The sequence below is a fragment of the Acinetobacter sp. AR_0276 genome, from assembly GCF_003000705.1.
Classification (GTDB): domain Bacteria; phylum Pseudomonadota; class Gammaproteobacteria; order Pseudomonadales; family Moraxellaceae; genus Acinetobacter; species Acinetobacter nosocomialis.
The window spans coordinates 683,974-705,736 of the sequence record NZ_PSQO01000004.1; the positions used below are offsets into that span (position 1 = coordinate 683,974).

At 38.5% G+C, this 21,763-nt stretch carries 17 protein-coding genes; 4 read left to right on the forward strand and 13 right to left on the reverse strand.

The features are described from left to right. The first annotated feature begins 45 nt into the window (after positions 1–45). Positions 46–681, forward strand: a complete 636-nt coding sequence (locus CSB87_RS04105; protein ID WP_004707660.1) for a DUF2238 domain-containing protein — start codon at positions 46–48, stop codon at positions 679–681. A gap of 51 nt (positions 682–732) precedes the next feature. On the opposite strand, the gene blp2 is transcribed toward CSB87_RS04105, so the two are convergent. Continuing rightward, positions 733–2,916 carry an Ig-like repeat protein Blp2 gene (gene blp2, locus CSB87_RS04110; RefSeq protein WP_031953012.1) on the reverse strand — a complete coding sequence of 728 codons (2,184 nt, stop codon included), beginning with the start codon at positions 2,914–2,916 and terminating at the stop codon, positions 733–735. A 112-nt stretch (positions 2,917–3,028) separates the two neighbouring features. On the opposite strand from blp2, the gene CSB87_RS04115 reads away from it, so the two are divergent. Continuing rightward, positions 3,029–3,961, forward strand: a complete 933-nt coding sequence (locus CSB87_RS04115; RefSeq protein ID WP_004812228.1) for an IS5-like element ISAha3 family transposase — start codon at positions 3,029–3,031, stop codon at positions 3,959–3,961. Between the two features lie 198 nt (positions 3,962–4,159). Here CSB87_RS04115 and CSB87_RS04120 read toward each other — a convergent pair whose 3' ends face one another. From CSB87_RS04120 to CSB87_RS04155, 8 genes are all read right to left on the reverse strand, one after another. Beyond that, on the reverse strand, positions 4,160–4,777 hold the full coding sequence (locus CSB87_RS04120; protein ID WP_031953014.1) for a cytochrome b/b6 domain-containing protein: 618 nt from the start codon (positions 4,775–4,777) through the stop codon (positions 4,160–4,162). 137 nt (positions 4,778–4,914) lie between these two features. Beyond that, positions 4,915–5,877 carry a protease SohB gene (gene sohB / locus CSB87_RS04125; RefSeq protein ID WP_002052504.1) on the reverse strand — a complete coding sequence of 321 codons (963 nt, stop codon included), beginning with the start codon at positions 5,875–5,877 and terminating at the stop codon, positions 4,915–4,917. Between the two features lie 148 nt (positions 5,878–6,025). After that, the gene (gene pstB / locus CSB87_RS04130; protein ID WP_002052705.1) at positions 6,026–6,928 is read right to left on the reverse strand and encodes a phosphate ABC transporter ATP-binding protein PstB; all 903 of its coding nucleotides are present in this window, start codon (positions 6,926–6,928) and stop codon (positions 6,026–6,028) included. A 13-nt stretch (positions 6,929–6,941) separates the two neighbouring features. Beyond that, positions 6,942–8,339 carry a phosphate ABC transporter permease PstA gene (pstA, locus tag CSB87_RS04135; protein ID WP_031953017.1) on the reverse strand — a complete coding sequence of 466 codons (1,398 nt, stop codon included), beginning with the start codon at positions 8,337–8,339 and terminating at the stop codon, positions 6,942–6,944. Beyond that, positions 8,336–9,715: a phosphate ABC transporter permease subunit PstC gene (gene pstC / locus CSB87_RS04140; RefSeq protein WP_004707651.1), complete on the reverse strand. Its 1,380-nt coding sequence runs from the start codon at positions 9,713–9,715 to the stop codon at positions 8,336–8,338. The genes pstA and pstC overlap by 4 nt, the downstream gene beginning before the upstream one ends. A 100-nt stretch (positions 9,716–9,815) precedes the next feature. Next, complete coding sequence (locus tag CSB87_RS04145) at positions 9,816–10,847, reverse strand: substrate-binding domain-containing protein (RefSeq protein WP_004707648.1); 1,032 nt, start codon at positions 10,845–10,847, stop codon at positions 9,816–9,818. A 455-nt stretch (positions 10,848–11,302) separates the two neighbouring features. Continuing rightward, positions 11,303–12,682 carry an amino acid permease gene (locus CSB87_RS04150; protein WP_031953019.1) on the reverse strand — a complete coding sequence of 460 codons (1,380 nt, stop codon included), beginning with the start codon at positions 12,680–12,682 and terminating at the stop codon, positions 11,303–11,305. A gap of 139 nt (positions 12,683–12,821) precedes the next feature. After that, positions 12,822–14,543 (reverse strand): alpha-keto acid decarboxylase family protein, encoded by a 1,722-nt coding sequence (locus CSB87_RS04155; RefSeq protein WP_031953021.1) that lies wholly within the window; start codon positions 14,541–14,543, stop codon positions 12,822–12,824. 134 nt (positions 14,544–14,677) lie between these two features. Between CSB87_RS04155 and CSB87_RS04160 the strand changes: the two genes are divergently transcribed. Further along, positions 14,678–15,163, forward strand: coding sequence for an Lrp/AsnC family transcriptional regulator (locus tag CSB87_RS04160; protein WP_000357090.1), 486 nt, complete (start codon positions 14,678–14,680; stop codon positions 15,161–15,163). A 71-nt stretch (positions 15,164–15,234) separates the two neighbouring features. On the opposite strand, the gene CSB87_RS04165 is transcribed toward CSB87_RS04160, so the two are convergent. The 3 genes from CSB87_RS04165 to CSB87_RS04175 form a co-directional block, all read right to left on the reverse strand. Beyond that, entirely contained in the window at positions 15,235–16,665 is a 1,431-nt protein-coding gene (locus CSB87_RS04165) for an aldehyde dehydrogenase family protein (RefSeq protein ID WP_031953022.1), read from the reverse strand. A 285-nt stretch (positions 16,666–16,950) separates the two neighbouring features. Further along, positions 16,951–18,483 carry a pyridoxal phosphate-dependent decarboxylase family protein gene (locus CSB87_RS04170; protein ID WP_031953023.1) on the reverse strand — a complete coding sequence of 511 codons (1,533 nt, stop codon included), beginning with the start codon at positions 18,481–18,483 and terminating at the stop codon, positions 16,951–16,953. Between the two features lie 2 nt (positions 18,484–18,485). Beyond that, on the reverse strand, positions 18,486–19,859 hold the full coding sequence (locus CSB87_RS04175) for a diaminobutyrate--2-oxoglutarate transaminase (RefSeq protein WP_002052610.1): 1,374 nt from the start codon (positions 19,857–19,859) through the stop codon (positions 18,486–18,488). 467 nt (positions 19,860–20,326) lie between these two features. On the opposite strand from CSB87_RS04175, the gene CSB87_RS04180 reads away from it, so the two are divergent. Next, a complete protein-coding gene (locus CSB87_RS04180) occupies positions 20,327–21,031 on the forward strand; it encodes an SIMPL domain-containing protein (RefSeq protein ID WP_002052708.1) in 705 nt (234 codons plus the stop codon). 53 nt (positions 21,032–21,084) lie between these two features. Here CSB87_RS04180 and CSB87_RS04185 read toward each other — a convergent pair whose 3' ends face one another. Next, the gene (locus tag CSB87_RS04185; RefSeq protein WP_031953025.1) at positions 21,085–21,717 is read right to left on the reverse strand and encodes a TetR/AcrR family transcriptional regulator; all 633 of its coding nucleotides are present in this window, start codon (positions 21,715–21,717) and stop codon (positions 21,085–21,087) included. Positions 21,718–21,763 lie beyond the last annotated feature (46 nt).

Sequence of the window (21,763 nt, forward strand, 5' to 3'; positions counted from 1 at the left end):
TTTTTTATTACACTCATATTCATCAAAAGAAATCTTATTTAGAAAATGATCGAAAAAAAATTTAAGCTTAAACATTATATTGCGCTTAGTCTGCTTTTCATTGCCATTATCATTTCAGGTATACAGCCTCTTGAGTTTGAAGCTTATTTACTTCATCAGGCTGGAACTGTTTTGATGCTGATTCTACTTTTTATTATTTTTAAAAAAATTGGTCTCGATTTTTTAAGTTTTTGTTTTTATTTACTGTTTCTTTTAATCCACGTAATTGGTGCTCATTATCTTTATTCATACGTTCCATACAATGACTGGATTCAGCACATCTTTCATTTTAATTTAGATGGATACATGGGTTGGTCTCGCAATATGTATGATCGACTTGTACACTTTTCATATGGCGCTTTGCTCTACCCTCTTATTTATCGCGTTTTTCAAGTTTGGTTGCCGACTGCACGTCCGTTTTCCCTATTTTTACTTGTAGTTCAATTCGTGATGGCATCGAGTGTTTTTTATGAACTGATCGAATGGGCAATTGCTATTGGCTTATCACCTGAACAAGCTGAAAATTATAATGGGCAACAAGGCGATATGTGGGATGCTCATAAAGACATGTTACTCGCCACAATTGGATCAATTGTTTATGGAGTTATTACTCTTATAACAACACCGAAAATCAAAAATTAGCCATAAATAAAAAGCGCTCATTGAGCGCTTTTATATTTTACATAGAGTCTTTTAAACAACTGGATAAGTCTGTTCTAAAATATTTTGCAAAGGTGAAGAACTCGTATTTGGTAAAATTTGATCAAGATTTGTTGTTTGATCAATTGAAGTATTTACATCAGTTTGCTCAGGTATCTGCGTTGTTTTCAATGCTGTCGATGATAGAAGTTTTGAGACAGGATCTGAATCGTTTAAAGAAGAGCTTTTTAGCAAATCATCTACAGGAACAGTTTTCTGCTGATTCGTAGGCTCAGTTGTCGTACTTTGCGTAACCTTTAAAGTGTGTAACCCAACACTATCTGCTAAAGATGGTGTTTCTGTACTTAAAGTATTGACTGAAGCATCAGCCAGACTCGCGACTTTCGGTGCAACCACATAAAAAGTAAATGGAGAGCTTGCTTCACTGGTCAGCCCTGCTGCATCAGTTTGGGTTAAAGTAATGCTGTGCTTACCAAGAGTTAAATCCTTATCAAAAGTAAATGACCAAGATCTACCAGCCGTTACAGTCACCACCCCAATTGCAACACCATTATCATAAATCGTAAGTGTCGCATTCGCTTCACCTGAACCTGTAAGTTTTGGCCTAGCATCGTCAGTTTCAGAACCTGCTGCAATAGCACCTTTTATGTCACCTACATCATCTTCTACACTATTTAAGATAGGTTTTGTCGGGGGTATGGTATCTTTTGTCCCCACAATGTCGAGACTTTCAGATCTATTTCCAGCACCATCGATCACTGAAACAGCACCATGGTTGTTATCAGTTAATGCAGGCGAAATAGTAATCGTAAATTTTCCATTCGCATCTGCCGTTCCGGTACCAATCACTTTACCAGTTGCATCTTTAATTTCAATTTTGGCATTGGCTTCCGCTGTACCAGTTACCGAAGTTCCATCTGCATTAATTTGAGCCGTTGGTTTATCTGGTGCAATCGAGTCAAAGCCCGGCTTAATTTCAACGGGTTTAGACATATTACCGGCTGCATCTTCAACAACCACTGTACCTTTTTGGGATTCTGTTAAAGCAGGTGAAAGTGTAATTTGAAAGTCACCTTGAGCATCGGCGGTCCCACTTCCAATCACTTTACCATCGGCATCTTTTATTTGAACTTTCGCATTTGCTTCAGTTTTACCATGTATTACTGACCCTTCTTTGTTGACTTCAACAAAAGGAGAAGCTGGTGGCACGGTGTCTTTACCCGCAATAATTTTAACTTCTTCAGATTTATTACCAGCAGCGTCTTCAGCAACAACTTTACCGCCCGCTTCACTGGTTAATGGCGGAGTAAGCTTTAAAGAATAAATACCATCTTTATTTGCAAAAACAGAACCTAATACTTTGCCAGTGGCGTCATAAACTGTAATTTTGGCATTTGCCTCTGCCTTACCAGTCAACAATGAACCATCATCGCTCAATTGGGCCTGCGGAGCATCTGGAGGTATTGTATCTTTTGTACCTGTCACAACAGTCGCTTTAGAACTATTTCCAGCCGCATCTTGGGCAATAACGTTTAATTTGTCCCCATTCACGAGCGGCTTATCTAATTTAACAGTGTAGTTACCACTTGCATCTGCAACACCCGATGCGACTGTATTGCCTGCAGCATCTTTAAGATAGATTTTTGCATTTGCTTCAGTTTTACCAGTCACTGTCACGGTATCATCAGCAAGCGTAGCTGTAGGAGCAGCAGGTGCGATTAAATCAGGTGCACTTGATGAGTCATCCTTATCATCTTTCTTAAAAGCCCAAAGATATAATCCTTCCGCAGCTAAAACTGCTAAGCCTGCTTTGAGTACATTACCCATCGTAAAACTTGGATCACTATCAACCGCCATAGTTGCAGCTGCTGGACTCGTACTGGCATAGCCTAAATCTGTAACATGATTTAAGCCTTTATAATCGATCACTTTACCTTGAGCATCGAATTGCGCTTCAACAAATTTTCCATGTTCAGTCGGAAAAACAAGTGAATGCTCTGTTGTATTTGTTGCTTCATTAAAGAAATTTTCTAAGACAATAGTCTCTCCATTTTTTAAATGGATAACTAAGCGCCCACCCTGTTTTTCCATGGATGCAATATCTTTTTGGCTTACACCAATCTGAATAATAGTAGGCTGATTTAAAATTACTTTATTGAGTTGACCATCTTGCAGAACGTCCAAACCCTCTTTGGATGCCACAATTATTCTTGTCATTATTTCCTATCCTGAATTTCAGTTATATTTTTAAATGTGTAACTTTTTAAATGAAACAGGCTTTGTTGCACAAAGCTATTCTTGAAGGCTTCTTCAGTAATATAATTTCCAGATGAAGAAGCCTACACCTAAAATCTATCGTACAACCAATTGGTCCTCGTATAACCAAGCTTTAATCAAGCGAGGAAATATTTCAATCTGGTTTGATCCTAAGACGCAATGGTATGCACAACCACAAGGCAAGCAAGGACGAAATCAAACTTATTCCGATACAGCGATTCAATGCTGTTTAATGATCAAATCTCTATTCCGTCTTTCTTTACGTATGGTTACTGGCTTTGTTCAAAGCCTGATTAAACTCTGTGGCTTGAATTGGACAGCACCAGATTACTCCACCCTTTGTAGACGACAAAAGCATATTGATATTGCGATAAGCTATCAGAAAAGTCATGATGGGTTACACCTACTTGTCGACTCTACGGGTTTAAAGTTTTTAGGTGAAGGCGAATGGAAGCGTAAAAAACATCAGCCTGAATACCGTCGGCAATGGCGTAAACTGCATATTGGTATAGATGCTGAAACACTGCAAATACGTGCCGTTCAGCTTACTACAAATAATGTCAGTGATTCACAAGTACTAGGTGATTTACTGGATCAAATTCCACTAGATGAGCGAATAGATTCTGTCTATACCGATGGCGCGTACGACACGAAGTGCTGCAGAAAAGTGATTTCAGATCGTCAAGCACATGCAGTAATTCCACCCAGAAAGAATGCCAAGCCCTGGAAAGATTCTAAAATAAGTTCAATAGAACGAAATGAGTTACTTCAAACGGTTAAACATTTAGGCAGAACCCTATGGAAAAAATGGTCGGGTTATCACCGTCGTAGTTTGGTGGAAACCAAGATGCATTGCATCAAATTATTAGGTGATAGGCTGACGGCAAGACATTTTCAAAGTCAGGTCAATGAAATTCATGCGCGTGTGGCAGTTCTGAATAGATTTACGGAATTAGGTAGACCTCGCACCCAAGTTGTGTCTTAAATTTGAATGGATTGGGGAGAACTCAGCTTTTGAATGTTTATGCAACAAAGCCAATGAAACATCTAAAAGCTATTTTATTGTTGCCTAAAATATCAAAATCACTTATCTATCACAATTCAATAAGTATATTTATCAACAATATTTTTTGAATTTTTATTAAAAAATAACTTCGAATAGAGTTTATATAAAACTTATATATTACATTCTTAAATAAACAAAGCTAAAAGCTCCTACAAGAAATAAGATGAATAATGTCATAAATTTAGTTATTTTTTTATCTGCCCATGTCATTTTAAGCATCGTCCAACCCTGAAAGCGTTTAGCAAGAATGCTATTTAAAATAAGCGTTGAAAGATGCAATATAACCAAAGCTAAAAATAAGTTTGCGAAAAATGAATGTAAGTCTCTCAAAGCATAAGTAAAGTGTTCTGTTCCGTATCCAAGTACTACAACAACAGGAATGAGTATGAAAATAAATACAATCGAAGCTTGAAATAGCCCAATACTGAACAATTGAATTGTATTTTTCGAAAAAAGACTGACTGAATTTGCATGGCTAAAGGACTTTTTAATTGCATTAAATGCCATAGTGCTCCGCTTCTTTAAGCCAAATGGCGCAGTACTTGAAACACGTGGACTTAAAAAGTGCCAAATAACCCGTGTAATAATGCCAATCAGGAGAATATAACCAAACATCATATGCACCTGATGTAAGTCCTCGTTATCTCCTGTAAAATAAGCACCAACGAAAGAAACCATAATAATGATGTGCAAAACTCTTATAAGAATATCAATATGCGATAACGTTTTTGACATCACAAAACTCAAAAATTTAAAAATAATATTAACTTTGGCAATTAAAACTTAAATAAATATTAATCAAATTTGGTTTAATCAATTCCATAAAAAAAGAGCACCTATAAAGGTACTCTTTAGTTAAAAACATATCTTAATTAAAATTTGGTATCGCGCATTTGCACTAAAGTTGAATTCGCTTTTGCCAACGTATCTGCAACTTTATGCATTACTGCGGGAATTAAGCTATCTGCCATTTGTGCTGCTTGTAAACCTAACTTTTCACCCAAAGTCGCCTTTTTGCGTGTGTTAATCACATAGACGTCATGCTGAGGTAACAACGCTAATAAATATTCATCGGAAGTTTGTAATTTATCTACAAGGTTTAAATCAAGCGCATCTTGTCCATACCAGTGCTCACCTGTAGCAACTTTATCTACATTAAGCTGTGGACGATACTTTTCTACAAAGTGCTTAAACAGGATATGCGTCTGTTGTAGCTCTTCTTCAAACTTCGCTTTACCTTCAGGTGTATTTTCACCGAACATAGTCACAGTACGCTTATATTGCCCTGCTGTGTAAAGTTCAAAGTCAACGTTATGCTCTTTTAAAAGACGATTGAAATTTGGAACTTGAGCAACGACACCAATTGAACCCACAACAGCAAATGGTGCAGAAATAATTTCATTTGCAATACAAGCCATCATATAACCGCCACTTGCAGCGACCTTGTCGACACAAATCGTTAAATGAAAGCCTGCATCACGTAAACGAACTAACTGAGCTGCTGCTAGTCCATAACCATGAACCATACCACCCGGACTTTCAAGACGTACCACTACGCGGTCACGTCCAGCTTTAGCGGTAGCTAAAATAAGTGTGATTTCTTCACGGAGGTTTTCAACCGCAGATGCTTGAATATCACCTTTAAAATCTAAAACAAAAATTTTCTGATTGTTCTTACGGCGGATTTTAGCTTCTTTCGCAAGTTGTTGAGCCAATTGTAAAAGCTCTAAACGGCTTGCTGTCGTTTGTGCAATTTTTTTTCTCTGTTCATTTACACGTGCATTTAAATGACTAACACGTATTTCCGCAGGGAGTTTAGGCAAATGGAATAACATAAAATTCTATGCTCATAAGTTTGTCTTTATAGCCTTAAGATGTGGTTCTTTTGATTAAAATTCAATAGCGATTTTGCAAAATAGATTCATTTTCATTTATTAAATAAAAAAAAAGAGCACGAGGCTCTTTTTCTTTTATAACTATAAATTAACCGAAACGACCAGTAATGTACGCTTCTGTCAATTGATGGTCAGGTTGAGTAAATACTTTCTCTGTAGAGTTTACTTCGATTAGATCACCTAAATGGAAGTAAGCAGTACGGTCTGAAACACGCGCCGCCTGTTGCATTGAGTGCGTTACAATCACAATCGTATATTGGTCAGAAAGTTCTGAAATCAGTTCTTCCACTTTTGCTGTTGCAATTGGGTCAAGTGCAGAACATGGTTCATCCATCAAAATGACTTCAGGACTTACCGCAATTGTACGCGCAATACATAAACGTTGTTGCTGACCACCAGATAAGCCTGTACCCGGCTGATTTAAACGGTCTTTAACTTCTTCCCATAGACCAGCTTTACGCAAGCTATTTTCAACAATTTCTTCTAGGTCGTATTTATCACGTGCTAAACCATGTAACTTTGGTCCATATGCAACGTTATCAAAAATAGACTTAGGGAATGGGTTTGGCTTTTGGAATACCATGCCCACTTGAGCACGTAGTAACACTACATCCAGATTCGGATCATAGATATTTTTGTCATCTAAAGTGATCTTACCTGTTACACGACAACCATCAATTGTGTCATTCATACGGTTTAAGGTACGCAGGAAAGTCGATTTACCACAACCTGACGGCCCGATAAATGCAATCACTTCATTTTGATAGATATCTAAATCAATGCCTTTAATCGCTTCGAAGTCACCATAATAAACATGGGCATCTTGTGCACTGATCTTGATTTCGGTTGAGTTTGGCTTTTTTGAAGTATGTGGCTCAAAATGCGAAACATACGAAGTGCCATGATGCAGTTGTGTATCTGTAAGTGGAGATTGTTCAGTATTCACTAACTTATCCTTTTCTAAGGAATTCGTAATATCGATAGTATTCATTATTTATCCTCTATTACCAACGCACTTCGAACTTTTTACGTAACCAAATTGCAAGGCTGTTTAAACCAATCATTAATGCAAGGAGTACGATAATCGCAGCAGCTGTACGGCCTTCGAAGAAGTTACGCAACTCATTACCTTGCCATAAGTAAACTTGAACAGGTAAAGCAGTTGCTTGATCAAATGGAGTGGTTGGAATGCTTGCAACGAATGCACTCATTCCGATTAAAAGTAACGGTGCAGTTTCACCAAGCGCATGTGCCACACCAATAATTGAACCTGTCATGATGCCCGGCATAGCCAAAGGTAAAACATGGTGGAAAACAGTTTGTACTTTAGATGCCCCTAAACCAAGAGCAGCTTGTCGAATTGATGGAGGTACAGCTTTTAAAGAAGCACGTGTTGTAATAATGACTGTCGGTAATGTCATTAAACTTAATACCAAACCACCAACAAATGGAGCTGATAATGGTAAATGCATCCAGCCAATGAAAATTGCAGCACCAAGTAAACCGAATACAATTGAAGGAACAGCAGCAAGGTTATTAATGTTGACCTCAATGATGTCGGTAATAAAATTCTTTGGAGCAAACTCTTCAAGATAGATAGCGCTGGCAACACCAATTGGGATCGAGATAATGATCACAATCAACATCATGAATAATGAACCCATGAATGCGCCTGCAAGACCACTAATTGCTGGTGAGCTACGAGAATCCGGATTCTTAAATAAGTTAGTATTAAACGTATTTTCAAGAATACCTTTTGCTTTCAAATCATCTGCAAGCTTACGGATTTCCGGATCGAGCTGCTGCTGGTCATCTGGTAATGAACGGTCAATGTTACCTTTTAACCAGACATCTACGTTAGCATCACCCAAGAAAGCAAGATTCTCTTTTTTACCAATGAGTGATGGGTCAGCAAATACCATGTCACGTAAACGATAAGCTTCCGAGCTTGCATAAAGGCTACGTAAAGAATCACGTTGTGACTCAAGTGAAGGGTCTTTAGCAACTATTCCATTTACGATGAGGCTGTCCCAATCCACCATACCCATTTTTGTTTGCCAAGCCACATAACGTTCTTGATAGTGAGCAGGTGTTTCACCTTGTGCACGTACTGGCAATGGACCGGCATCAATCACTTTAGGATCGAAGTAAACTGGTACATTCATACTGGTTTGCCAAAAAGCAGGTAAACCTTTTGCCAAAATACTGCCAAACAATAGCGCTACGAATGCAAGGCCAATAACCACTGCCGATAAACCAGCAATACGGAAAGCTTTTTCTTTACGGTGACGTTTAGCCAATGACTTTTCAATGACTTTTTTACGGCGATCACGTGCCTGAGCAGCAGCTTGTGGATCAAATACGTTCTGATCCATAGGAGACGATGTATTTGATGTACTCATTCGTATTGCTCACGGTATTTACGCACAATGTACAGTGCAACAATGTTTAATCCCAAGGTGATTACAAAGAGTGTTAAACCCAATGCAAATGCCACCAAGGCCTGTGGGCTTGCAAAATCGGTATCGCCAGTTAACTGTTTTACGATGGTTACGGTAACTGTCGAAACAGCTTCAAACGGATTTGCATGTAGAAGTGGACTGTTCCCCGCTGCCAAAACCACAATCATGGTTTCCCCCACGGCGCGCGATACAGCCAATAAAAATGCCCCTGTAATACCCGGTAAAGCTGCTGGTAAAACCACTTGGCGAATTGTTTCTGATTTAGTTGCGCCAAGTCCAAGTGAACCATCACGAAGTGCACGAGGTACTTGAGTAATAATGTCATCAGATAAAGATGAAACGAACGGGATAATCATGATTCCCATTACGAAACCAGCAGTCAAAGCACTGGTTGCATTAATTTCAATACCGACATGAGCACCAACAGCTTTAAAAAATGGACCAATAATCATCATGGCAAAAACACCATACACAATTGTTGGAATACCCGCTAAAACTTCAATCGTTGGTTTTGCCCATGAGCGCAACCATGGTGACGCATATTCAGCTAAATAAATGGCAATCATTAAGCCAACCGGTACTGCAACTAATAAGGCAATACCACTGACCATGAGTGTACCCCATAGCAATGGTAATAACCCATAGCTACCTTCGGCATTGCCTGAAGTGCTAAAGCCGGGGTTCCACTCTGTACCAAAGAAAAAGTCGATTGGACTTACAAAATGGAAAAAGTGCATTGCTTCGCCAAACATCGACATTACAATGCCGATTGTGGTCAAAATTGCCACGCCAGAACACAAGATCAAACCAACATTAATCGCACGTTCCACTTGGTTACGTGCACGATATTCTTGGCTAATTTTTTTCTTTGCCCAGACTAGACCTAATAATGCAGCACAAACAACAACAGCAAATTTTGCAAAAGAGCCAATAGTTTGAAATTTTGCATATTGCTGAGCAGCAGCCAACTCATAAGCAGCTGGATGATCACTTACCCCAAAACCAGAAGCAATCGCTTGAACTCGATCAACAAGTACACTTCTTGCTGCTTCGTCAAGAGAAGCTGACACAGAAGCTGGAATATTATTAAAGATAATATGATTTAAAATATTTGGTTCAACCAAGTTCCAAATTATCAAAATTAAAAAAGCAGGGATACCGCACCAAAGTCCAACCAGTGCGCCATAATAACCAGGACGAGAATGTAATGTCGCTGAGTTGCTTCCCTTACCTGCTAGGTTACGGCTTTTTCTCAGCCCAAGTTGATATGCAATTGCCACAAGGGCTAACAACACACCGATAAGTAGCAGATTCATGTATTCTCCACTGTTTTCTCAATTGTCATAATTTGGGAAAAACGTGTTAGACAAAAAGGCTGATGATCACTTGGGATCACCAGCCCCTATTCAAAACAAATTATTTAACAGTTTTACCTGCTTTAAAGTCAGCTAGGACTTTAGCGCGTTCTGCATCAGACATCGCGATTAAGCCATCACGCTCAGCTTTAGAACCTTTACCAGTCGCTTTTTTGCTTAGGAAGTATTCTACATACTGTGGTAAACCTTTAACTGATTTTAAGTGTTCGCCTTTCACATAGAAGAATAATGGGCGAGATACAGGATATGTACCGTTTAACACAGTTTTCTCAGAAGGAAGTACGTTGTTTACTGATGCTACACGTAACTTGTCACGGTTCATGTCATAGAAACTTAAACCAAACACGCCTACTGCACTTGGAGAAGTTTTTAAGCGAGCTAAAGTTTCTGTATAGTCACCAGCAATTTCAATTACACGACCGTCTTTACGGAAAGTCGAACATGCTTTCTTCTGAGCATCTTTATCTAAGTTTTTGAAGTATTCGTATGATTCACAACCAGCATCAACCATTTTCTCTTGGAAAACTTCACGCGTACCGTGGTTAGACGCAGGAATTACAAGTGTAATAGGTTCATTAGGAAGTGATTTGTCGATTTGATTCCAGTTTGTATATGGGTTTGGAACCAATTTACCTTTTGAAGGCAACTGTGCAGCTAAAGCAGCAAACACATGGTAAGGTTTTAATTTATAAGCTGCTTTGTGTGAGCTAGACGCGAATACAATACCGTCATAACCAATTTTGATTTCTTGAATTTGTTTTACACCAGCTTTGTTACAAGCTTCAATTTCAGTGCTTTTAATTTTACGAGAAGCGTTTGCAACGTCGATCGTATTGTCACCAACGCCTTGACAGAACTGTTTTAAACCAGCAGAAGAACCACCAGAACCTACAACAGGAGTTTTAAATTGAGGGAATGTATTACCAAACTCTTCAGCTACAACGCTGGCAAACGGTAATACAGTTGAAGAACCAGCAATTTGAATCGTATCACGAGCTGCATTTGCAGTCGTTGTTACAGCGGCCCCAGTTACTGCTAACGCAATTGCGATTTGACGTGGATTTAAGCGCATTCTGTTCTCTCTCATTAATGCAATAGGTTGTACGTCACTTTTTGTTTAGTGCTTGTACGCTCTTCGATAGCTGCATTGTGAATAGAAAATATGACAAATAAGTTACAGTATTATGACGCTTTAATGATTTTTATAATGTTCATTGTCACATTTTTAATTTTATTTTATATCAAGCATTTAAACTTATTTTATAAGGCTTAGAGAACCTAATTTTTATATTAAATATGACAATCATCCCAATTACCAAATTTACAATTATTCTTAAATTATAAAAACTTAAAGAATTTAATAAATTGTTATTACAAATTTAATTTTTGACACATTTCTCAAATTTTTAGATGACATATTTGTTTTTAAAAAATTATTTCGTTCAAAGATGAAAATATTATGACAAAAAGATAAACGGTTACCTGCTTTTTGTCAGATAACCGCAATATCATTGTAAATTAAGCTTATCAGTTTGATTGTACTTCTGGCATTGGGACCATTTTTTTACGGTACTTCAAGAAATACATAATGGCTAAAACAGCAAGCCAGATCGGCCCCAAAATCACAGCTAGTCTCATATCTGGAGTCATTGCCATAATAATAAGAATGAAACATACAAAGCTAATGGTTAAATAGTTACTCCATGGGCTCATGATGCTTTGAAACTTAGTTTGACGACGTTGTAATTTCATTGCTTTAGTAAATTTTAAATGCGTGACAGAAATCATGAGCCAGTTAATGACAAGCGCTGCAACAACTAACATCATAAAAAGCTGAAAAGCTTGGCTAGGAATTAAATAGTTCACCACCACACAGACTGCTGTGATTGATGCAGACACCACTGCTGCCGGAACTGGAATACCACGGCTATTTACTTTTTTCAAAATTGCTGGCGCATTGCCCTGCTCTGCTAAACCATGCAACATACGACTATTACAGTAAATACAACTGTTATAAACCGAAATAGCAGCAATCAAGACCACAAAGTTCAGAACATTGGCAACGCCATTACTATTGAGTGACTGGAAAATTAAGACAAATGGACTACCGCCTTCTGCCACCATATTCCAAGGATAAAGACATAAAAGAATACCAATTGCACCGATATAAAAAATCAAGATGCGGTACACAATCTGGTTCACTGCTTTTGGAATTGTTGTTTCAGGTTTTTTGGTTTCTGCCGCTGCAATACCAATAAGCTCTAAACCACCAAATGCAAACATAATGACAGCCAAAGCCATAATAAAGCCATGAATACCATGCGGAAAGAAACCACCGTGTTGCCATAAATTTGCAACACCTGCTTGCGGACCTGCTGAGCCTGAAAGTAAAAGATAAGCACCGAAGCCAATCATACTTAAAATCGCAACAATTTTAATGCAGGAAAATAAGAACTCGGATTCCCCAAAAAAGCGGACATTTACCAAGTTAATGCCGTTAATTAAAATAAAGAAAAATAATGCAGTCATCCATGTTGGAATTTCAGGCCACCAGAACTGTATAAACGTGCCAATTGCACTCAGTTCGGCCATACTTACCAGTACATACAACACCCAGTAGTTCCAACCAGACATAAAACCAGCCATTTTGCCCCAGTATTTGTTCGCAAAATAACTAAAAGAACCACTTACCGGTTCTTCAACAACCATTTCACCTAAATGACGCATAATTAAAAAGGCAATCACTCCTGCAATTGCATATCCTAATAAAATTGAAGGACCAGCCAATTTAATTGTTTGAGAAAGACCTAAGAATAACCCAGTTCCGATCGCCCCTCCGAGTGCGATGAGTTGAATATGTCGATTGGATAAGCCTTGTTTTAACTCGTGCTTATTGTTTGCATCCATAACATTATCTCCAATGTTGGTGTCACTTCCTGTACACCTTTATTCAGCACCACATCCGAAGATCAGAAACCGACCTTCGGACATAAATTGCTTTAATATGAGTCCATTTAATTTTGAGAAGACGTGTCCTATCTTCTATTTAAAACGAGCTTGCATCCTTACATTTAATAGGTTGGGAACGCTCCTTTAAAATTTCGTAGCCACGATCGCCGTAATCAAAACGTGCAATCACAGAAGCAAATTTTTTCAAACTCACCGGGGCATCCATTGCTGGTAGTTTTAATTCAATAAAAGTTAACTGGTCATTTTGCTGAACGTTGTCTAGAACACTCTTTAACTGCCCTGCGGTTTCAACCACATAAGTTGTATGGCCTTTCTTACCGTTAAATACCGCTGGAATTTCAGTGTATTTCCAGTTTTGCACGTCGTTATATGCAGCGTTTTCACCCATAATTAAGCGCTCAATGGTATAGCCGCCATTGTTCAGCAAGAAAATAATTGGTTTTAAACCATGACGGATAATTGTAGAAAGCTCTTGGACCGTAAGCTGGAACGAACCGTCACCAATAAACAAAATTTGACGGCGTTCAGGGGCAGCCAACAAACTACCAAGCAAAGCCGGTAAGGTGTAACCAATAGAACCCCAAAGCGGCTGTGCAATATATTTAGCTGTAGCAGGCAGCTTTATACCTGACAAAGCAGAGTTTGATGTCCCGACTTCCCCAATAATCACATCATCTTCTTTTAAGAAACCCGAAATGTAGTTCCAAAGCACATCTTGGCTTAGTTTCTGTTGAGCTGGCGCTTCAATTACTTTCTGAGGTTGTTTTTCAAGAAGGGGGACTGACGATTTACGTGGCGCAACTTTTTTATTTAGCTCAACAAGTAATTGTCCAATTTCAATACCTGGAAAATCCTGCCCAAAAATATTTAAGCCATAAGATTTAATTTCGATGTAGTTCTTGGTCTCAATTTGATGAGTAAATACAGCTGAGCCTACATCGGTAAAGCGCGCGCCAATACCAATTAAACAGTCAGATTGTTCAATGATATTTTTCACATGCGGTTGGCTTGCCCCACCCACATAAGTTCCGATATAACGAGGTGAACCTTCATCCATAATATTTTTTGCAGTATTCATACCTGCAAATGGAATTGAGCATTTTTGAGACAAATCATTTAAAAGTGAAGTTACGCCAAAAACTGAAGCTTCATTATCAATTAAAAGCGCTGGACTTTGAGCATTCTCAATAATGTCACAAAGTTTGCTCACCACACTTTGCAATAATTCAGGCTCAACAGCTGGATAACTTAAGTCGAGCGGACGCTCAGACACTTCAATTTTAACGTGGGTAATATCACCAGGTAGTTGGATGTGTACAGGACGGCGTTCAAGGAAACACTGACGTAACACACGATCAATTTCAGAAGCTGCATTTGCAGGAGTTAAACGAGTTTGGGCAACTGTGAACTCTTTCATACAGTTCATAATATTGTCATAGTTACCATCGACAAGCGTGTGGTGAATTAAAGTGCCCTTTTGAACTGCATGTAAAGGTGGAATACCTGAGATATGAATAAGAGGCACATTTTCTGCATAGGCACCTGCAATACCATTAATGGCACTTAAGTCACCTACACCATAAGTAGTAGCCAAAGCAGAAAAACCGTTAATTCGTGCATAACCGTCTGCTGCATAGGCAGCATTTAATTCATTACAATTTCCAATAAATTCGAGTTGTGGGTCTGCTTCAACTTGTTCTAGATATGAGAGGTTAAAATCACCAGGTACACCAAAAAGATGTTGGATACCCATTTGTTTTAGACGAAGATTTAAAAATTCACCAATTTCTATGAACATTGCTCTATATCCTTTGAGACCAATTTTTATTCCATAGAAAAATAATATTTCATCTATCTTTTAGATTTCGTGCATAATGAAAACGCATTTTAATAAAAATACATGATTTGTGTATCATAAAAGGATTTTATGCAATGGATAAGTTCGACTGGCAAATCATTCAGGCACTACAAAAGAATGGACGACTCACCAATCAGGAAATTGGAGATTTAATCGGTTTATCTGCTTCTCAATGTTCAAGACGACGTCAATTGCTTGAGCAAAAGGGTGTGATTCTTGGCTACACGGCACGCATCCAGCAACAGGCGCTAGGGCTTGAAGTTACAGCAATGATTCATATTAATTTAAGGACACACGAAGCCAAATCACAACAAGCTTTTCAAGAGCTGATTGAAGCTGAAGATAACATTCAGGATGCTTTTTCAATTAGTGGCGATGCAGATTTTATTTTAAAAGTTGTTGCTGAAAACTTAGAACAGCTTTCTCAATTTGTGACTGAAAGATTGCTTTCTTATAATTTTATAGGTCACATAAAGTCTTACATCGTTCTGAAAAAAATTAAAGAACAGAATCATTTTTTAATCAAGCCTAAAAGCATGAGCTATCATCACTCTCAATAAAATAACTCAGCTTTTCACTCTTAAAAGTGAAAATAAAAAGGCGGATACTAAATCCGCCTTAAAATTAATATTTAGATTTTACTAATATGGACCGTTTGTCCAATCGTATTTTCAAGCAAACCTTCCAAACCAAACTCAGCGCCTAAGCCAGACATTTTCCAGCCACCAAAAGGTGCATGAGGCAACACTTCTGCATGGGTATTAATCCAAACCGTTCCGCATTGAAGCTGTGTAGCGTAGGTCTGTGCGGCTTTAAGATCAGAAGACCAAATTGAACCGCCTAAGCCAAACTCACTGTCATTGGCACGGGCAATTGCATCGTTGATATCGGTATATTTTAAAACAGGCAACACTGGACCAAACTGCTCCTCTTGCACCACGCGACAAGAGTCAGAAACTTCAGTCAAAATAGTTGGCGCAATAAAGTAGCCTTGCTCTGGTAGCTGTTGTTGTCCAGAAAGTGCTTTTGCACCTTGTTCAATCGCTTCAGCAATAAGAGCTTTCACCTTGTTATATTGCATTTGGTTTTGTACTGGACCAAATGTTGTAGAAGATGCCATACCATCTCCCACCACTTGAGCGTTGGCAATATCAGCTAACTTTTGAGATAAAGCCTCATATTGGCTTTCATGTACATATAAACGCTTCAATGCCGCACATGTTTGACCAGCGTTTAAGAACGCCATATTAAAAATCTTAGCTGCAATTTCATCGATATTTGCATCTGGTAATACAATACCAGCATCATTGCCACCCAACTCTAAAGTTAAGTTTTTTAGCTGTTGAGCTGCACCAGCCATAATGTGCTGACCAGTTCGAGTTGATCCCGTAAACACGACTTTTTGCACATCTGGATGAGAAGATAATGCTTCGCCAATCTCACCAGCTCCAACCACAATTGAGATTACACCTGCCGGAACTTCTTGCTGGATAATTTCACATAAACGTAAAGTCGATAGTGGTGTGTATTCAGAAGGTTTGCTAATCACAACATTACCCGCACGCAATGCAGGCATGATATGCCAAACCGCAATCATGAGTGGCCAGTTCCAAGGAGTAATAGAAGCCACTACACCTAAGGGTTGGCGATGGCGCTCAATCCGTTTGGTTTCACTGTCTTCAATTACTTCTACCGGTAAATCCATAGAAGCCGCATAACGCGTCCAGCCAATTGCACCCTGCACTTCCATTTGAGCAAGTGCCAGTGGTTTACCTTGTTCAAGAACAACCAGCTCTGCAAGCATTTCAGCGTGCTTTTCAATGCCATCTGCAATTTTATTTAGGATTGATTTACGTTCATCATGCGAGACTTGTTGCCAAGCTTTAGATGCCTGTTTAGCTGCACTCACTGCCTGGTTCACCTGCGCAACTGATGCTTTTGCACAACGTGCAGCAGTTAAGCCAGTAGCAGGGTTAAGAATTTCTAGTTCACCTTGTTCACCTGAACAACGTTGACCGCCAATAATGAGTTTAAATTCATTGAGCATATTCGCTTGTTGCATTTCTTCTTCCTTGTCTTAATTGTAATTACAGCCACTTACTTTTTTCAGTTAAAGCGGGATTATTTAAAGTAAGTGCGATATTGATATATCAATACAACCCAAAATATCTGGAACCTACCAATACAATAAGAAATTTGCTCCCCATAAATCATGCATAATTATTTTTGTTTTTTGAAAATATGCATATTTTGTGCATATTAGTCTTTTCCAATGCACACTTTTAATAAAAATAATATGTAATAAAAAAGCCCGGCAATAAACCGAGCTTTTTTAGTATCAACCCAATTAGTCGATTGGTGGTACGTAATTACCAGAAGCAATCGCATCTTTAATGCGGTCAGCTTCAGCCAATACTTGAGCTAAAAGGTTTTTAACATTTTCAAATGTTACAACAGGACTTAATGTAGTCATTTTCAATGACTGTACATTACCAACTTTTGTTACACCGATATTTGCTTCACCACGTGCAAACAATTCGTCTGCTACGTTTTGATTTAAGCTATCGATAAACTCAACTGGATAACCTTCTGGAACAACACGGAACAATACCGAAGCAAATTGTGGTTCAACTAAAAGCTCTAAACCGTTAGTTGCCTTGATGTAATCTGCAACTTCACGAGTCAGTTTTACACCATGGTCAATCATTGAACCATATAGGTCTTCACCTAGAGATTCAATTGTCATCCACAATTTTAATGCATCAAAACGACGAGTCGTTTGTAATGACTTAGACACAAGGTTAGGTACACCATGTTCTTCGTCATAAGCAGAGTTCAAGTACTCAGCTTCATAGTGCATGAAACGATAGTTCGCTTCGTCTTTTAACAAGAACGCACCACAGCTAATGCTTTGGAAGTAATGCTTATGGAAGTCGAGGGTGATCGAGTCAGACAACTCAATACCATCTAGCATTGCACGATAGTCATTTGACAAGATCAGTGCACCGCCCCATGCAGCATCGATGTGCATCCATGAACCATATTTCGTTGTGATTTCACGAATTTTCTTCAATGGATCAATTGCACCAGCATCGGTTGTACCTGCTGTCGCAACAACACAAGCAACAACTTTACCTTCAGCTTGAAGATGCGCCATCGTTTTTTCAAGAGCATCAACATCCATCTGAGCATTTTCATTCACAGGTACAGTTACAACTGACTGGAAGCCCATGCCCATCATTGCCATGTTCTTTTGCACAGAGAAATGCGCATTTTCAGAACAAATGACTTTGACGTTTTTCATTGCTTCAGCTGGAATACCATCACGCTGTACAGACCATGGATTACCATTTTCGTCTTTCCAGTTTTTCGCAATGCACCAGTCACGAGCAAGCAACACACCCATCAAGTTAGATTGAGTACCGCCAGAAGTGAAAACACCTGCCTGACCAGAACCATAACCTACTTTTTGACGCAACCAATCAATCAGCTGAACTTCCATTAATGAACCTGCCGGGCTTTGATCCCATGAGTCCATAGACTGGTTAGTTGCATTGATTAACACTTCCGCGATCTGGCTCATCACCATAGTTGGGCAGTGTAAATGCGCTAATGAATGTGGATGGTGTACTTTCAAGCTTTTATTTAAGAAAAGCTCAATCATACGTTGAAGAGATTGTTGTACACCCATACCTTCTTTTGAAGGTTGAAAAGAAATTGCTGAACGCAATTCTTTAATGCTACCGCCTGTGTACATTTTTTCATTTTGCAACCATGCTGAAACGGCTTTTACCGCTTCGCCCATTGCTGACTCATAGTCAGCAATGGATTGTGCATCATTGCAGAGTAACGCTTTACGATGTTCTGCAAAATCCACCATATTTAAGCGCCTCGTACTGCAACCAATGCTTCTGCAACTGCTTTCTTGAAGCGGGCAATTACTTCAACACACTCTTCTTGAGTAATGATGAGTGGGCAAAGTAAACGAATTACTGTACCGTTACGACCGCCTTTTTCAAGCAATAACTTGTTGTTAAAGCAAGCAGTCTGGATCGCAGCTGCTAACTGAGAGTCAGCAGGATGAGAACCGATACGGTCAGCAGGTTTACGCTCGTCAACGATTTCAACGCCGATCATTAAACCACGGCCACGTACGTTACCGATACATGGGAATTCAGTAGCTAATTTTTTCAATTCAGCTTGTAAGAAGTCACCACGCTCTTGCGCATTTTGAGCAAGATTTTGTTCGCTAATCGTTTTTAATACGACAAGACCAGTACCCATAGCAAGTTGGTTACCACGGAAAGTACCCGTATGACCAGCAGGCTGCCAAGCATCAAATTTACGTTTAATACCTAATACTGCAAGTGGTAAACCACCACCTACTGCTTTAGACATTACAACAACATCAGGTTCAATACCTGCATGTTCAAATGCAAACATTTTGCCTGAACGTGCAAAGCCAGCTTGAACTTCGTCTAAAATTAAAACGATGTTGTGCTTTTCAGTTACTTCACGGATTTTTTGCAACCATTTTACTGGAGCTGTAACAACACCGCCTTCACCCTGAATTGCTTCAAGAATAACAGCTGCAGGCTTAGTTACACCGCTTTCAACATCTTCAATAAAGTTTTCAAAATAGTAAGTTAAAGCATCAACACCAGCTTCACCACCTAAACCAAGTGGGCAGCGATATTCATGCGGATATGGCATGAATTGTACGCCTGGCATTAAACCATTAACTGCATTTTTCGCACTTAAGTTACCAGTCATTGCTAGTGAACCATGGGTCATACCATGATAACCACCAGAGAAACTGATTACTGAACTACGACCAGTGTAAGTCTTAGCAAGTTTAATTGCTGCTTCAGTCGCATCTGCACCAGCAGGACCACAGAACTGTAAGCAATACTCTTCTTTACCACCTGGTAAATATGCTAACAACGCTTCAGTAAACGCATCTTTTAAAGGTGTGGTTAAGTCTAAAGTATGCAATGGCAAACCACTTGCCAATGTGTCTTGAATACTTTGAATCACCGCAGGATGATTATGACCTAAAGCCAATGTACCTGCCCCAGCTAAACAATCAAGGTACTGTGTACCTTCAACATCAGTAACCCAGCAACCTTGTGCTTTCGCTATCGCTAACGGTAATTTACGTGGATAGCTACGAACATTCGATTCCATTTGACTTTGGCGAGTCAAATAATATTCGTTAGTAGCATTAGTGGCAGGGTTGACAGAAGTAACGCTCATATCGGATTACCATCTCTGATAAGGGTAGAAAGAAATAAGTCTGGTGACTTTTGGTCCTTTGACTCGGTGCTTTATAGAACTAGCGAAGACACATATTTTATATCTTGTAACTAGGAGCGCGATGATACCTAATTTTGCAAGAAAAAAAACGTCTTTTGTGTACTTTACTCATCTAATCTTATTGAAAAAATGTATTATCCCAATAGTTATGATGAATTATCATCATACTATGTGACAACCTAAAGAAAATATTCTTTTTTTATATTAGTTTGATTTTTTAAGTTACATTGAAATACTTTCTTTTTAAGTTTTTATTTTTTAAAGCTTTTGTCTGCGCCAAAAATTAAAAAACTTGATTTAAATATTACAAATACCCCACAAAATCTGCAAAAGTTATGCATAACTTATGTTTAACATTTCTTAATGAAAAAAAATTAAATTTATATTAATTTTTAAAGGATAAATTTATGCGTACTTTAGCAATATCTACTCTTCTCCTTGGTACGGTACTCAGCCCTATGGTTTTTGCCCAAGATGATAATGCACTTCACTACAATATTGTAAATGTTCAAGCAGAAGCTTCTCGTCAGGTATCTAACGATGAAATGCATGCAACTTTATATATTGAAAAAAGTAACAAGCAGCCTGCTGAACTTTCAAATCAAATTAACCAGTTAATGAATCAAGCACTGGCGACTTCACGCAAATATCCACAGGTAAAAGTGGAAACCGGTGCTCAAAGCACTTATCCAATTTATGACAATGACAGTAACAAATTAAAAGAATGGCGTGGCCGTGCAGAAATCCGTTTAGAAAGTAAAGATTTTAAAGCAGCAAGCCAATTAATTAATGAGTTACAACAAAGCTTTCAAACTCAATCCATTAATTTTAGTGTTTCAGATGAGCAACGTAAAAAAGTTGAAAATGAGTTAATGGTTGAAGCGTCAAAAAGCTTCCAGCAACGTGCTCAAATGTTGACTCAAGCTTGGAATAAGAGCCAATACACGTTAGTTAATCTAAACCTAAACACGAATAACTATTTTCCTCAGCCTGTAATGCGTGCAAGTATGGCTAAATTTGCGTTGGCCGAAGCTGCAGCCCCAGCTCAAGATATGGCTGCTGGTGAGTCTAAAATTACCGTAAATGCAAATGGTTCAATCCAGTTTAAATAATTATTTTTCAAACTAAAAAACCGCATTCTTAATGCGGTTTTTTATACTCCACATTATTGTTCTAAACATAAATCTTGCAATGAACTCCATGCTGCTTTGGCTAACAAGTCTTTATAGATTTTAGGGTCAGACTTTACACGTTGTGATAACCACGCACGACAATAACTTTCTGTAGAACCAATGACCAGTGACAACAAAAGTTCATGTGGAATCATATGGAATGCTTTAAATTCTTCAAAATCTGCAATCAAACTGAATATCTTTTTGTTTCTACTTTTATTTTTTTGAGCAAGTTGTTGCTGTTCTTCCCCTTGCATAATATTGAAATGAGCAGTAATTAAGAATTTTGCAAATTCGGGTTGTTCACTTACCCAGTCTACATAACTATGAATTAAACCAAATACCACCTCTTGTAATGTTTTGGCCCGTTTTAAATATTCATCTCTTAGTGCTGTCTGGTCATCTAAAGCTGAAAAAAATAAAGCCGCGACGACTCCCTCTTTATTTTTAAAATGGTGATAAACCGCTCCAACACTCGTTTCTGATTTGGCACGAATCATTTCAATGCTGGTCGCTTCAATGCCATGCTCTAAAAAACAATCTAAAGCATCTAACAATATTTGTCGTTTTAACGCAGCCCTTCTTCCTGGATACAAACGTTCTAATAAATTTTGAGCAGACACCATTTTGTATTCTCTGACCAGTCATCGGAGTTATTTTGAATGACTTGAC